The organism is Prevotella heparinolytica (assembly GCF_004342845.1).
Classification (GTDB): Bacteria; Bacteroidota; Bacteroidia; order Bacteroidales; family Bacteroidaceae; genus Bacteroides; species Bacteroides heparinolyticus.
In genome coordinates this window covers 1-13,554 of the sequence record NZ_SLXB01000032.1, presented here as the reverse complement: position 1 = coordinate 13,554, position 13,554 = coordinate 1, and the positions used below count along the sequence as shown (strand labels likewise).

Sequence of the window (13,554 nt, the reverse complement as noted above, 5' to 3'; positions counted from 1 at the left end):
GATTAAAATAGAATAAATCGCTGATTTATTGCAAAATCCTATTGCATATTAGATAATGTTTCTATATCTTTGCATCGAATAGATGGAGTTGTGAAACTCCCCAATAGAATAGTTTAGTTAAGTCTAGTTTAGTTTTTGTGTGAAGCACTTCCTCCGTAAGCGAACGTTGGAAGTGCTTTTGTTTCAGAAGCAAAGACGGCTCACCCGAAATTGCATCCCCGGATGAGCCGTTCAAAAAAAAACCAAAACAAATGCTTTTACCGTCTGCCTTATTGTCCTGCTGCCTGCGTATCCAGAAACAGCTCCACATCTTCGGCATGATGCGCCACATAGGCTGCCGGTCCCGTATCGCCCGAATCGAGCATGTCGCGCACAACATCCGCTTTACTCTTGCCCGTGATAAGGAAGACAAGTCTTCGGGCGGCAAAAAGCGGGCTGCCGGTCATGGCTACGCGCTTCTGCCCGTTATAGGGGTTGACACTCGCTTCATAAGGATGCAAGGATGAGAGCAGATGCTCCTGCCCCGGGAAAATGGAGGAAGTATGCCCGTCGTCTCCCGCACCCAACAACACGACATCGAAAACGGGAACATCGACCCGCAACGGAACGGTACTACGAACCCGGGCCGAATATGCTTCGGCTTCCTTCTCCGGACTGTTCGCTCCGCAGATGGGGTAGACATGCTCGCCGGGCATCCCCACTTTATCCAGCAGCAGACGGCGCATCGTTCCGTAATTGCTTTCGCAGTCTTCGGCAGGCACGCACCGTTCGTCCACCCAATAGATGCGCATCCGTGTCCAAGGGGTCACCTCTTTATACTCGTTCGCCCAAATGTCGAACATCAGCGAGGGGGTGCTTCCTCCGCTGAATGCCAAATAAAACGTTCTGCCCGGCTCATCGTTCATCATCCCGACGAGACTCCTGATTAGTGCATGGGCCGTTTCTATGGCCGTAGGATAGATATAACTTCTCATAACTCGCAATATTCATCTGTATTCGTCAGGTTCTTACACGGATTTGTCCACTCGGCACCGTGTTCGTGCATCATGGCCTCGCTCTCCAGAGGTCCCCACGTACCTGCCGGATAGCCGTAGAGAGGGGCGTCGGCATGCTCTTTCCAGTAGCGCAACACCGGGTCGAAGAAGCGCCAGGAAGCTTCCACCGCATCGCTGCGGGTGAAGAGCGTGGCATCTCCGGCTATGCAATCCTCTATCAGGCGGGCATATGCATCGCCTACGGGCAGTCCGCCCAGCTTGTCGTAACTGAAGTCCATCATCACCTGTTTTACGTCGAAACCCGAACCGGGTGCCTTCATTCCGAACTTCAGGACAATGCCTTCGTTGGGTTGCAGGCGCAGAATCAGTTTATTGGCACGGGGACAGTTTCCCCCTTCGCAACGGAACATCCGGTGAGGCGTCTCGCGAAAGTGGACTACAATTTCCGATACCTTCGTCGGCATCTGCTTTCCGGTGCGGATGTAGAAAGGCACACCGCTCCACCGCCAGTTGTTGATGCCTATCTTCATGGCGATGTAAGTTTCCGTACGCGAGTCGGGCGCCACTCCCTTTTCCTCCCGATAACCCGCTTTAGAGCCGGAAGCCGTATATTGCCCGCGAACGATGTGTTGCTCCAGATCCTCTTCCGTAAGCGGTGCCAGCGATTCGTACACCTTCACCACCTCGTTGCGGAAATTATCGGCATTGAACACGGCAGGCGGTTCCATCGCCGTGAGGGCCACAAGCTGGACGAGATGGTTCTGCACCATGTCGCGCAGCGCACCGGTATCTTCATAAAAGCCTCCCCGCCCTTCAATGCCCAGATTCTCCACTGCGGTGATTTCCACGTAATCGATGTAGTTGCGGTTCCAAAGCGGTTCGAAGATGCCGTTGGCAAAACGGAAAGCAAGAATGTTCTGCGCCGTCTCCTTGCCCAGAAAGTGGTCGATACGGTATATCTGGTGTTCTTGGAATACGGAAGCATACACCTCGTTCAGCTCGCGTGCCGAGTTCAAGTCATACCCGAAGGGCTTCTCTACGACGATGCGCGTGCGCGGACGATTCAGCCCCGCCGCTTTCAGGTGCAGAGGGATGACGCCGTACAGCGAAGGGGGCGTAGCCAGATAGAACAGCAGATTGTCCGGCTGCTCTTCGCCGGAGATGGCCTCCAGGCGTTCGTTCAGCAGGCCATACTCCCCTGCTTCGGCGGGGTTCAGCGTCTGGTAGAACAGATGGTTGCAAAAGTCCGTCATCTGCTGCTCCACCTGTTCTGCTGCGGGTACAAACCGGTGCAGTTCGTTCAGGATGTATTCCCTGTAATAATTGTCAGTATAGCTTGTGCGCCCTATGCCCAAAATGGAGAATCCCTCGGGCAGACGTCCGCCTTTATATAAGGTATAAAGCGCCGGCATCAACTTGCGTTTTGTCAAGTCGCCCGATGCGCCGAATATTATCATTATAAATTTGCTCATTGTCCGCTTCTTTATTTATGCACCATAGGTTCCCGATCTCGTATCTCCTCCTCTTCCGGTCCAGTTCTCATGGAAGAAGCGGCCGCGCGGTTCGTCTGTCCGCTCAAAGGTATGTGCGCCGAAGTAGTCGCGTTGCGCCTGAATCATATTGGCAGGCAGATGGGCCGATGTCAACGAGTAGAAATAGTTCAACGCCGACGAGAAAGCAGGCACAGGCAATTCTTCTCCGATGGCCTTCGCCACTAACCGCTTCCAGCCCGGGAGCAGCCGGTTCATCTCGTTCTTGAAGTAAGGAGCCAGCAACAAATGTCCGGGCTTGTCTGCCGTTTCAAAGGCGGCGGCTATGTCGTTCAAGAAGACGCTGCGTATGATGCAGCCTCCGCGCCACATGCGGGCCACGGACGCCGCATCGAGGTTCCAGCCGAACGTCTCGGAAGCGCGTTGCAGCACGGCGAAGCCCTGTGCATATGACACCAACTTCGAAGCATAGAGTGCGGCATAAAGTTCTTCCGTCAACTCCTCCTCATTATAAACCGCCTGCAAGCGTTCACGGGCATATGCTCCGGAAGCCTGTGTGCGCAGCTCCTTCGAGGCCGACAGGCTGCGCTCGAACACGGCCGTGGCAATCAGCCCCAAAGGCATGCCCAGCTCCATGGCGTTGATTACAGACCATTTGCCCGTACCTTTCTGCCCTGCGGCATCCAGAATCCTGTCCACCAGATACCCGCCCGTCTTGTCTTTGTGAGACAGAATTCCGGCGGTGATTTCGATGAGATAGCTGCGCAACTTGCCTTCATTCCAGCCGGCAAACACCTTGGCCATCTCCTCGTTAGGCAAATCCAGCAGCTTCTTCATCACCCAGTAGGCTTCGGATATGAGCTGCATGTCTCCGTATTCTATGCCGTTGTGTATCATTTTCACAAAATGCCCCGAACCTGCCGGGCCCACCCAGTCGCAACACGGCGTACCGTCAGGCGCTTTGGCAGCTATGCTTTGCAGCACGGGCTTCACTTCCGGCCATGCGCTTTCCGAGCCTCCCGGCATAATGGAAGCGCCGTTCAGCGCCCCCTCTTCTCCGCCCGACACGCCGGCGCCCACAAAGCGGAAGCCTTTCTTCTCGGCCAGCAGCACACGGCGCCCCGTGTCTTCGTAGTTCGAGTTGCCGCCGTCAATCAGGATATCCCCTTCCGCAAGATGGGGGAAAAGCTGTTCCATCAGTTCGTCCACCGCACTGCCGGCACGAACCATCATCATTATTTTGCGGGGGGTGCCGATGGAAGCCACAAAATCGGCTATGTCCGTATATCCCCGTATGCTCTTTCCTTTGGCACGGCCGTTCATAAAACGTTCCACCACGCCTTCCTCCACTCCGCGAACCGTACGGTTGTAGACCGATACTTCCCATCCTTTGCCCGCCATGTTGAGGGCCAGATTCTCGCCCATCACGGCAAGCCCTATAAGTCCGATGTCTGATTTCCTTGAATTATCCATATACTTTTACTTGTAAACATTTTCTTTGCTATTGAAACAAAGAGTTTGCGGCATTTGTTCGTGCGCTTCCTTAAATTCGTGCCAAACCCGAGGAGACTTAATCAGCAATAACCCAACATTACATCGTTTGCTGTTTGATAACGAAATTATTATCAAATAAGGTTTGGATTGATAATAAAATATTTATCTTTGCATTGTCAATCAATAAGAGCTCTTTGAATGACTGATGAAGAAGCGCTAAAAGCGCGGGTAGATGAGTTGATTGAAAATCTCAACTACTACCTCCGAAACTATCACCGGCTTATTGGGCTGGGATATAGAAAATCGGTACTGGATGCCGAGATTGAATATCTTAAATCAGAAATTCAGTGTCTTTCGGCTATCCGGTAGAAAAAGGAGACTGCCCGGTGATGCAGTCTCCTTATCTTCAAATATTTATTGTTTCACTTAAAATGCAGAGAACTATGGGAGTAAAGGAAGAATTTATCAGACTGAAAGAGGCTTGTTTAAAAAGCAAAGGAGCCGACAGGGAAAAAGCGGAACTGCAAATGGAAGCCTTCTTCAACTCCATACGTCCGGAAGATAAGGAAGAACTTCAATCGGCTATTGATGAAGACTTTGCCCGGATACATAAGGACGTGGAAGATGCGAAGTTCTTAAAGCAGCAGATAGAGGTTCGCAAGATATTATCCGAAACATTACCGTTTATTTCCGTATCTGAATTTGCCAAAACATATTTTGGCAAGTCTGCTTCGTGGTTACATCAACGCATTAATGGCAACGAGGTGCACGGAAAAATTGCCACATTCACACCCAAAGAACTGCATCAGCTTGCCGATGCCTTGAATGATGTAGGTAATAAACTGAAAAAGGCCGCAACATTCTTTGTATAGAGAATCATGAATGAGCAATAATGGAAAGCGGAGTTTCAGGAACTCCGCTTTTGTTTTGTCATCACAAATCCTATTCTGAAAGGTTAAAGCGTCAGCGACCTGTGCAAACTATCCGCCCTCTATCAGCCTCGCCGTCGCCTCTACTAACTTATACCTGCGGCACACCTCGCGAACTATCGCCATCGGAATGTCCGTCACCATCGGCCGTGTCATTCCGTCTTCGCCGGTCACGTGCCGCAAGGGCAGTTGAGGGTATATGGCGTGCAATAGCAAGGCCGAGCGGTCGTAGGCCGTGAACGCCTCTCTCCTCATGTCGATGTTTATAAGGCAACTCTTGCGGAACTCCGCCGCATCCTGCATCCTTTTGATGGTTCGATAAGATTTCATGGATAATAATGGTTAATGAGCGTCGTCAGGGTATAAGGATTGGAATTGAAGCATCGGCGGTATCGGTGTGGGGAAGAGGTTAAGGGCACGGGCCACATGGTCGTCATGAGTTCTCCTATTAAACGCGTCGTGTTTATTTCCCATATGGTTCCGTGCCCCATACCCTGATCCGGTGTTATTCTTTTCTAACGTCTGACCTCTTACGTCTAACGTCTAACCAAGCGGATTCTCTCCTTGGCCGCCCGTGCCGCTGCCGCCACCCGTGCTGCTGCCGCTGCCGCCCGGTGCAGGTGTGGGCAGTCCTTTGGCTTTGCGGTAGTCGGCCAGCGAGGCGTAGCTTACTTTGTTTTCCAGCACGCCGCCCTCTTCGTAGCTAAGGCCGTGCAAGGTTCTTTCTTTCAGCTCCTTCGAGGGGGTGAAGACCACGCGGGGCGACTTGATCATCTTTTCCGGGCGGAAGTCGTCTATCTTCTCCACACCGTCGCTCTTGAAGGAGAGGCGGAACGAGCCCAGACCGGGCACGTTCACCGTATGCCCTTGCTGCAACTGTTGCGGGATGAATGCCGCCAGCAGCTCCATGGCGGCTTCCAGCTCGATGGCTGCCATGGTGGTGTTGGTTGTGGCGGCGCGGGTCAGCGCCTTTTGGGCCAACGGCTTCTCGCTGTTGGGGATGGCATACCACTTGGCGGGATCGTCTTTCTTCATCGGATTCTTCTTCTTCGTCAATTTATATTTTATACTCATATTTTCATTCGTTTATTTGGTTGATAATAAAAGGGTTGTCTCTTTCATCGGTATCCTTATCGGGAGCTTGCCGGGGAGTTGTCAAGGCCCGCATATTCGGGGCTGCTTGTTTCGTATATTCGAGACTGCTTGTCTCGCATATGCGACGTTGCTTGCTTCGCATATGCGACGTTACTTGTCTCGTATATGCGACATCGTTCGCTTCGTATATGCGAGGTTATCGGCCTCGTATATGTAGCATTTTTCGCTTTGCATGCTCCTTTCTTTAACGCCCGCATGCACACCCATTTTCCGGTGGAAGCAGGCAGGCTTCAGACAGGATGCTTGCCTGAAAGAAGCCGGTGCCCGGATTTGTTCTCTTTTCATGAATGTTCATTTTGTTTGATTAATACTATATGTAAAAGTAGGGGGAAGCAGACACGGTCGCTTCGCTCCCTTTATTATTCTTGGGCCGCCCTCACCCCGAAGGCGTGGCTGCGGAGGTCTAGGTACAGCGGGTTCACGTAGGTCGCGTAGAAGTCCAGGAGCACCCCCTTGTACGTGTCGTTCAACCCCGCCGTCCAATAGCAGGCGATACCCCCCACGCCGTAGGGCACTGCGGAATCGTTGTCCCGATAGCCCGAAGCGGGGAAAAACACGGTCTCGGACTTGCTTGAGTTGCAATAGAAGTTCCAACCGTTGTTCCAAGGTTCTTGCACATTGGACAGAGAGAAGCCGGTGTAAACATTGCCCGGAGACATTTTGTAACCTGCGGGGCAAGGGTCGTAGATGGTTTTTACCACAACATCGTCGTTGGGACCGTAAAGGTTGTTGTTTGCACTCCAAAGGTTGGCGTATTTATTGTCCATGTAACTATTCGTACAGTACGTGTTAGGCCGGGTGATACCGGAGGTGATGCAGACATCTTCGTATGGGAAGCTGCTTGTTGCAGGAAGCTCGTCGATGTGGGTTGCCCCCGATGCATCGTACCAGGTCTTATTGATGCTGTACGAGCTTCCACCTATTCCTTCCAATGCCCCCACGAACGGGTCTTTTCGTCCCCACTGGTAATAGACATTGTTGCCAAGTTCCGCAATGGTATGCGCTTTCTGCTTCACGGTGATGGTCTGTTCGGCGGCAGAAGTGTATCCTGCCGTGGGCCGCTGTTTGAAGCGCACCTGCACCGTGCGTTCGGCGTAGATTTCCTCTTTCCCGTCGCACCAGCCCAGAGCGTAGGGCATAATCGTATACTGCTTGTCCTGATAGTTGGTGATGGTCTTGTCCCCGGTTCCCGGCCTGTAGTCCGTCACCCAGATGTGCCAGTTCCAAAGCACGGTGTTCGATGCGTTGCGCACTGCCACCACGGCGTTGCCCTGCCGGATGGTGGATTGGTTTACGGTGAACTCAAGGAAATGCCTGTCGGAAGAGAGGGCCACGTTCGTAACAAGATTCGGCTCATCCTGCCAGACGAGCGTGCAGCTATTGGGAGTGCAGTTTGCGTTGTCGTAAATATAAGGATTGGTAATTCCTGCACCGAGGTGGTTGATAAACGGAGACAACACGTTCTTTCCGCTTACCGTGGAGGTGTAGGCCGATGTATTCCAACCCGGATTCGCCCCTCCGGGCACCTTGACGTAATCCACCGCATTGCCGTAAACCAAGGGCAGGCGGTACGTTCCCGGCGCGTTCACAATGTAGCAGTTGGCGGTGCGCATCGGGGCGGTGTTGCCCTGATAGTCGTGCGTGGAGAGGTCGTGGTTGCTCACGGGTGCGGCGTTCCGCAACGCCTCGGTGTGCGTGTCAGGGGTGCTGTTCACCTGCGGGGCCACGCCTGCCGTATGGTTCGTCGGCCCGGTGCCTCCCTCCCCGTTTTCGGTAAAGGCCGTCAGCCACGCGGGTTTGTTTTTGTTCCAGACTGTCCCGTCCGTTGAATACTCCACCTCCCAGGGGATGGGCACAACCTTGTCCACCCCTCCGCCCGATACCGTGGCGCAGCTCTTCACCGTGTAGCTATCGCTTCCTCCCTGATAGTCGTATTCCGCCGGAGCCGTCACCTCCAGCGTAGGGGTAATCACCATGCTTGTCACCGACACCTGATAGGTCACCGTCTTTCCCATTTCCCATTGGCTGCCTGCTATGGAGGCTTTCATCGTGCGCACGGCATTTGTCAGCCTGTCCGTGTACTTCACCTCCAGTTCCGCCCCCGCGGGCAGCTGTTGCGGAATCATCATGAACGTGGCCGCCGCAGGCGTTATCTCCGTGCCGGGTGTCTGGCTCTCGGGTATAGTGGCCGCAGGCGTCAGCGCCTGCGTAAAGTCCTTCCTGTCGGCATGGCCTTCCCATGCGCTCTCGCCTATGCGGTACGTGCCCTTGCCGTACACGCCCTTCAGCGTGACGTTCGTAATCGTCCCCGCAGGCAGGTCATTGCCCGTGACAAAGCGCACGGCCGTCAGCGCATGCTTAAAGGTAAGCAGGGCGGGCGTGCCTCCGCCGCCCGACAGCTCGTCGGTGGCGGCCGTCAGCAGGTCGGTCTGGCCGGCCACGGCGGCAGGAACGGTGTAGGTCAGCACGGGCGCGCCTCCGGCGGTCTTGGCCGAGAGTGCCAGGCTCGATGCCGGCAGTGCGCTCTTGTAGGGAGCGTACGCAAAGAAGCGTATCTTCGACCCCGCCCCCGGCCAGCGGCTGTCCGTAGTCCATCCGCCGGCTTTCTTCACTTCCGTGTCATACATGTAGTCGGGTGTCCGCGTGTCGTTCCACGCTTCCGCGGCAGGATATACGAAAGCGGACACGCCCATGGAGGCGTGCATGGTGGAAGCGTCTACCGGGGCGGCCTTCGTGGCGGGAACATCTGATACCGTGGCGTGCAGGTAGAGCGGCGTTCCTCCCCCGGTCAGGGAGTCCTGCAGGGCAAACACCCGTGTTGCCGGCGGTGTTTCCCCTGCAGGCATCCCCAATGCCTCTACCTTGAATCCGATACTGCGCCCCGGATACGCGCCCCCCTCTTCGTGAGAGTCGTCGCAGGAGCAAACTCCGGCAGTCAGCAGGGCCAGTGCCCCGCCTGCCAATACTGACAATGTCACTCTTTGCATATAGATGTTGTTAGTGATTAGTGATGAATAGATGAATGATAAGTGGCGGGTAAACAGCGGCAAGCGCCTGGCGTGGAGTAAGTGTTGACCGCTGACAACAGCCAGGCACCTGCCGCTAATCACTGATTACATCCCTATCTCGGTGCTTCCCGCCGTCCAGTCTTCCACGGTCACGGTGAAGGTGATGGGGTTGCCCAGTACAGGGTCTCCGCCCGTTCCCGGATTCGGGTCGATGGTCGGGTCGGTGGGATTCACGGGGTCGGTGGGAATCGGATCGATGTTACCCGCACCGCCGCCCGGGGAACAGAAGTTCAGCGCGTAGATATACTTCTTCCCGGCTTCCCAGGAAGAGTCTATCTTCACGGCGGAGTAGCCGTACTTTCCTGAAGCGGGCGGATAAATCTGCGTACCGTTCTTCGTGATCTGGCAGAGCACGGCCAGATAGGCTCCGTTCGGAGAGGCGGCGCCGCTCCACGGCGTTAATGTCTGCGGAAGCAGCATGAAGTTCTCCGTTCCCGTGATGTTCTGCTCCGACGCCGTCAGGGTGACGGGGGCGGACAGGCGGGCCGAGAAGCTGGCGGGGGCGTTCGGCGCGTCCCATCCCGCCAGCGGGCCGGAAGCGGTCGTGGGCGAGGTGGGGAAGGTGAAGTTGGCCGCCGATTTCACCTGGCATACCTTCACTCCCTGCACCTTGATGGTGACGGTGGGGTCGGAGCACTTGGCCTTCACCTCTATCTGAGAGAGGATGTGCTTGAAGTTGAGTGCCACGCCCGATGCGGAGGTGGTGCGGCTGCCGGTGTTGTGGGCCACCACGATGTCCTTCTGATCAGAGACCTTCTGCGGTGTCACGTAGCTGAATATCTTCTGCGTGCCGCTGTTGATGTACACCGATGCGCCGGCAGGCAGGTTGGCCGGAGCGTAGGCGAAGAACTTCACCTCCTCGTTTCCGGGCCACGTCTGAGGATCGGTCATTTCCCATTTGCCGCCCGTCTGTTTCACCTCGGCGTTCTCGAAGAGGTTCGCTCCGCCCGAGGTCTTGAATGCCGTCACCTTGAAGGGCGACAGGTTGCTCAGCGTGGTCACCGCCCCGCGGGTGGAAGCACCCAGCGTGGGATGGAAGTTGATGGACTCGCTGCGGTTCACAGCGTTCGTTTCGTCCTGCGAGCAGGAACTAAGGCCGATGAGGCCTGCTGCCAGAAGGCAGCCCACAAGTTTCTTTTTCATACTTTACTTGTTTTGTTAGAATTAAAAAATTAAATTAAGAAAAAACACTGCCAGTTTCCTGTCAGTTATATCATATATTCCACATATTCACTTTCACGTCATCATCCGCTTGTAAAACAGGGAATCCGCATCATCTCCGTCTGAAGAATCATCATCCGCGTTAAAAACACAATCCGCGGCATCCGCGCCCGAAAGGCTACAGGTCTATCGGCCGCGTCTCCGTGCTCCAGTCGTCCACTCCCGTCTGGAATCCTCCTCCTTCCTCCCCCGCGGGCGCGGGGATCGTCAGTCCGTCCAGCCGTATATGCACGTGCCGCCTGTCGGTCGCGCGGTTCACCTGTCCGCTCACGTCGAACGAAATACGCCTGCAGCTGCCGTCGCGCAGGGCGACGCTGAGCGTCAGCCGGTGCGACGTGTCCTCCGCCTCGCTCACCCCGAAGCACAGCACCCGGCCCGTGAGCCGTGCCGTGCCCTCCTCGACGCCCGCTTCGAAGCGGAGGGACGAGCGTGAGGGGGAACGGCGCCCGGTTCCCGGGAACAGCGAGGCGGACATGCCTGAGAGCGAGAAGGCTGCGGAAGAGACACCCGCAAGGTTGCGCACGTTCACTATCTCTACGGTGTAGATGTAGCTCTGCTCCTCCGGACAGAGCACGAGCGGGCTTTCCGGGGCCGGCAGCTCCGAGGGGACGGTGACGGTGAAGTCCGTGCCGCCCGTTCCCCAGAGCATGCCGGGAGAGGAGACCGCCGGCTCCTGTCCGTCCCCATCCTGCACGGGGAGAGGAGGCGAGCAGGCCTCGAAGCTCTCCGGGGTGTCCGTGCCGCGCAGGAGCGCGGACTCGCTGTCGTTGTTCAGGCAGAGCACGCGGTACGTGCCCGGCAGAAGTTCGGTCAGCCCTCCCTCACGGGGAAAGTCCCTGCGTAAAGGGCTGCCGGAGGAGGGGAAGAAATAGACGCTCATGCCCGTGGCCGACGCCCCGGGGGCGTTGCTCCAGTCAAAGATGACCCGCACCCGTACCGAAGAATCGGGGGCGAAGGCGAAGGGTTTATGGTCGCAGGAGGCAAGCAGCGAGGCGACGCCCGCCGCAAGCAGGATAATCACGGACGCCCCCAACAGGAAGGCGATGCCGTGCAGACGTTTTTTTCTCATGGATGTTCTCATGCTTCTCGTGGATGTTATTTCTGTCGTTCTCATGAATTTCTTATTTTCCGATTTGTGACCTGCGTTTCCCGTTGTAATTGTCATGTCCCAGCAGCCACACCAGCGACACCTCGGCTTTCGTGGGGCCGAACCAGCGGCGCTGCTTCGTGGCCTGCCACAAGTAACAGTCTCCCTGCGGAACGTACTCGTAGTACTCGCCGCCCAGATAGCCGATGCCGATGCTGAAGTCGAGGTTCAGCCTGCGGCCGATGGGGGCGGAGTAGCCGTAGGACAGGCCGCCCCCGTAGCTCCACCGGTCGCCGAGGTAGCCCCTGCCGCCCCACTCAAGGTCGTAGGTAAGCAGCTGGCCGTACACCCCTATGTGGTGCCCCGTCAGAGGCTTGCGGCCGTAGCTCAGCCAGCGGCGCACCTCGAGGTCGCCGCCGTATATGCGGTGGTAGCGGTGGCGGCGGTCGCTCTTGAGCCAGGTGTACATCCAGTTGCCGGCCACCGACCAGCCGCGGCCCACGTAGAACTCCAGCCCGAGGTTGGGGAGCACCACGGCGTCGTAGAGCAGGTTGGTCTTCACGGCCATGTAGAAGGGCCTGCGCTCCCGGGGCGCGGGTACGGCTTCCGCGGGTTCGGGGGGCAGGATGTAGACGGTGTCCTTAACGGCTTCCCGCACCTCCTCCGACTCGTACCACACGTGCAGGGTGGAGGCGCGAAGCTCGGGGAAGAAACGGCTCTCCATGTAGCGCCAGGCGTAGCCGCCGCCAAGCATGCCTAAGCGCCGTTTACGGCCGTCAGTCACTTGTCCGTCGCACATGAGCCATTCGGGCGTGTGGCGCAGGATGTCGAGCACCTCGTGGCGGTAGGGCATGTACTCGTCGGAGAGCACGAGGCGTTCAAGCCCCTCCCAGTCGATGCCCTTGGGCACGGTCGAGAGCCAGCCGAACTCGTGCGGGAAATAGCCGGAGACCATCTGCCGTATGGCCTCGGCACGCCGCTCGGAGAGGCGTTGGTTAAGGGCGGTACTCCCCTCGGGGGAGGCGCCGCCGGTGACGCGCAGGCCGCGGATGCGCCGCGAGGGGTCTTGAAGGAGGGTTCTGAAACGTTCGGTGAAGGTGCGCACGCGCGCGCCGTTCTCACGGAAATAGGGGTCGGGGCGCGATTCGCCCTGACGGAAATAAACGCGCACGGAATCCGTGCCACGGCGGGTGCCGGAATCCTGCGCACCGGAATGCCCGGAGAGGAGCAGCAGCAGGAGAAGGATAAAGGGTCTTTTCATCGCCTGTGAATAAGGGTTAATAATTGTGCCCGGGAGGATTGCCTCTTGCGAAGAGGTGTGTCGTACATACGAAATCAGAACGAATACCTCTTGCGAAGAGGTGGGAAGGGACGGGGAAAGGCGGAGGAAAGACAGGGCGGACGGATGCCCGGGCCTCCTTCGGACGCACAAGCGGAGTAAGGAAGTACGGAAGGAGCGGGGATACCCGGATGCGGGTATCTATGCGGGGAATATGCAGTTTTTTTTCAAAATAATTTGCTCGTTTGAAATAAAAGCCGTTAATTCGCAGTCAATTACAAAACCGGGTACACCTCTTCGCAAGAGGTATTCGTTCTGATTTCGTATGTACGACACACCTCTTCGCAAGAGGTGGCGTATAAAATACCGTCGGTACGGCGTACGCCTTCGTCGGCTCATGCCCCGATCCTCTCCAGCAGTTCGCGGTTGGCCTCCGCCAGCCGTTCGTCCTTTATCCCTTCGATATATATGAGCGTGGTCTTGGTATCGGTATGCCCCAGCGCCTTGGAGATGACGGGCAGATCGACGCCCTGCTCGTAGGCGATGCTCGCCCAGGAGTGCCGCGCGACGTAGGAGGTGAGGTCGACCGTAATCCCGGCCTGCCGGGCAAGCTGCTTCAACGAGCGGTTGTAGCGGTTCAGGGCGCAGGGGTAGGAGACGGGGCATATCCGTCCGTCCTTCACCTTATATAATATAGGGAAGAGATAGTCCGTGCCCTCAGCCTTGTACCTGCCCAATATCTCGAGCATGCACTTTTCGAGTTTCACCCTCACCTGCCGTCCCGTCTTGCAGCGCCGGTAGGTAAGCACCCCGTCCTTTACCTGCCGCTTCCTCAA

The 13,554-nt window shown here is 56.5% G+C and carries 13 protein-coding genes; 2 read left to right on the top strand and 11 right to left on the bottom strand.

The features are described 5' to 3' along the window. Nucleotides 1–269: 269 nt before the first annotated feature. From pgl to gnd, 3 genes are read right to left on the bottom strand one after another with little or no spacing between them, the layout of a single operon-like run. Nucleotides 270–974, bottom strand: a complete 705-nt coding sequence (gene pgl, locus EV202_RS13455; RefSeq protein ID WP_131927438.1) for a 6-phosphogluconolactonase — start codon at nt 972–974, stop codon at nt 270–272. Further along, a complete protein-coding gene (zwf, locus tag EV202_RS13450) occupies nt 971–2,467 on the bottom strand; it encodes a glucose-6-phosphate dehydrogenase (RefSeq protein ID WP_131927437.1) in 1,497 nt (498 codons plus the stop codon). Before zwf ends, pgl begins: the two co-directional genes overlap by 4 nt. A gap of 15 nt (nt 2,468–2,482) precedes the next feature. Next, nucleotides 2,483–3,958: a decarboxylating NADP(+)-dependent phosphogluconate dehydrogenase gene (gene gnd, locus EV202_RS13445; protein ID WP_131927436.1), complete on the bottom strand. Its 1,476-nt coding sequence runs from the start codon at nt 3,956–3,958 to the stop codon at nt 2,483–2,485. 219 nt (nt 3,959–4,177) lie between these two features. Between gnd and EV202_RS15120 the strand changes: the two genes are divergently transcribed. Together EV202_RS15120 and EV202_RS13440 are read left to right on the top strand one after the other, a co-directional pair. Next, on the top strand, nt 4,178–4,348 hold the full coding sequence (locus EV202_RS15120) for a hypothetical protein (protein WP_165899439.1): 171 nt from the start codon (nt 4,178–4,180) through the stop codon (nt 4,346–4,348). A gap of 74 nt (nt 4,349–4,422) precedes the next feature. Continuing rightward, nucleotides 4,423–4,851 (top strand): DUF5053 domain-containing protein, encoded by a 429-nt coding sequence (locus tag EV202_RS13440; RefSeq protein WP_131927435.1) that lies wholly within the window; start codon nt 4,423–4,425, stop codon nt 4,849–4,851. A 108-nt stretch (nt 4,852–4,959) separates the two neighbouring features. Here EV202_RS13440 and EV202_RS13435 read toward each other — a convergent pair whose 3' ends face one another. The 8 genes from EV202_RS13435 to EV202_RS13400 form a co-directional block, all read right to left on the bottom strand. Further along, nucleotides 4,960–5,238, bottom strand: coding sequence for a hypothetical protein (locus EV202_RS13435; RefSeq protein WP_131927434.1), 279 nt, complete (start codon nt 5,236–5,238; stop codon nt 4,960–4,962). Between the two features lie 213 nt (nt 5,239–5,451). Beyond that, on the bottom strand, nt 5,452–5,982 hold the full coding sequence (locus tag EV202_RS13430) for an HU family DNA-binding protein (RefSeq protein WP_131927433.1): 531 nt from the start codon (nt 5,980–5,982) through the stop codon (nt 5,452–5,454). A 171-nt stretch (nt 5,983–6,153) separates the two neighbouring features. Beyond that, nucleotides 6,154–6,348 (bottom strand): hypothetical protein, encoded by a 195-nt coding sequence (locus EV202_RS13425; protein WP_131927432.1) that lies wholly within the window; start codon nt 6,346–6,348, stop codon nt 6,154–6,156. Nucleotides 6,349–6,422: 74 nt separating this feature from the next. Continuing rightward, nucleotides 6,423–9,050, bottom strand: a complete 2,628-nt coding sequence (locus EV202_RS13420) for a fimbrillin family protein (RefSeq protein WP_131927431.1) — start codon at nt 9,048–9,050, stop codon at nt 6,423–6,425. 126 nt (nt 9,051–9,176) lie between these two features. Beyond that, nucleotides 9,177–10,274, bottom strand: coding sequence for a fimbrillin family protein (locus EV202_RS13415; protein WP_131927430.1), 1,098 nt, complete (start codon nt 10,272–10,274; stop codon nt 9,177–9,179). Nucleotides 10,275–10,470: 196 nt separating this feature from the next. Next, nucleotides 10,471–11,421 (bottom strand): DUF5119 domain-containing protein, encoded by a 951-nt coding sequence (locus tag EV202_RS13410; protein ID WP_165899438.1) that lies wholly within the window; start codon nt 11,419–11,421, stop codon nt 10,471–10,473. Nucleotides 11,422–11,473: 52 nt separating this feature from the next. Beyond that, nucleotides 11,474–12,700, bottom strand: coding sequence for a DUF3575 domain-containing protein (locus tag EV202_RS13405; RefSeq protein ID WP_131927428.1), 1,227 nt, complete (start codon nt 12,698–12,700; stop codon nt 11,474–11,476). Between the two features lie 413 nt (nt 12,701–13,113). Then, on the bottom strand, nt 13,114–13,554 hold a 441-nt coding region (locus EV202_RS13400), incomplete at its 5' end, for a tyrosine-type recombinase/integrase (RefSeq protein WP_165899437.1).

Coding starts and splice junctions, on each gene's coding strand:
- EV202_RS13440 (WP_131927435.1), top strand. CDS start 4,423: ATGGGAGTAAAGGAAGAATTTATCAGACTGAAAGAGGCTTGTTTAAAA.
- EV202_RS13405 (WP_131927428.1), bottom strand. CDS start 12,700: ATGAAAAGACCCTTTATCCTTCTCCTGCTGCTGCTCCTCTCCGGGCAT.
- EV202_RS13430 (WP_131927433.1), bottom strand. CDS start 5,982: ATGAGTATAAAATATAAATTGACGAAGAAGAAGAATCCGATGAAGAAA.
- EV202_RS13415 (WP_131927430.1), bottom strand. CDS start 10,274: ATGAAAAAGAAACTTGTGGGCTGCCTTCTGGCAGCAGGCCTCATCGGC.
- EV202_RS15120 (WP_165899439.1), top strand. CDS start 4,178: ATGACTGATGAAGAAGCGCTAAAAGCGCGGGTAGATGAGTTGATTGAA.
- EV202_RS13425 (WP_131927432.1), bottom strand. CDS start 6,348: ATGAAAAGAGAACAAATCCGGGCACCGGCTTCTTTCAGGCAAGCATCC.
- zwf (WP_131927437.1), bottom strand. CDS start 2,467: ATGAGCAAATTTATAATGATAATATTCGGCGCATCGGGCGACTTGACA.
- gnd (WP_131927436.1), bottom strand. CDS start 3,958: ATGGATAATTCAAGGAAATCAGACATCGGACTTATAGGGCTTGCCGTG.
- EV202_RS13410 (WP_165899438.1), bottom strand. CDS start 11,421: ATGAGAAAAAAACGTCTGCACGGCATCGCCTTCCTGTTGGGGGCGTCC.
- EV202_RS13420 (WP_131927431.1), bottom strand. CDS start 9,050: ATGCAAAGAGTGACATTGTCAGTATTGGCAGGCGGGGCACTGGCCCTG.
- EV202_RS13435 (WP_131927434.1), bottom strand. CDS start 5,238: ATGAAATCTTATCGAACCATCAAAAGGATGCAGGATGCGGCGGAGTTC.
- pgl (WP_131927438.1), bottom strand. CDS start 974: ATGAGAAGTTATATCTATCCTACGGCCATAGAAACGGCCCATGCACTA.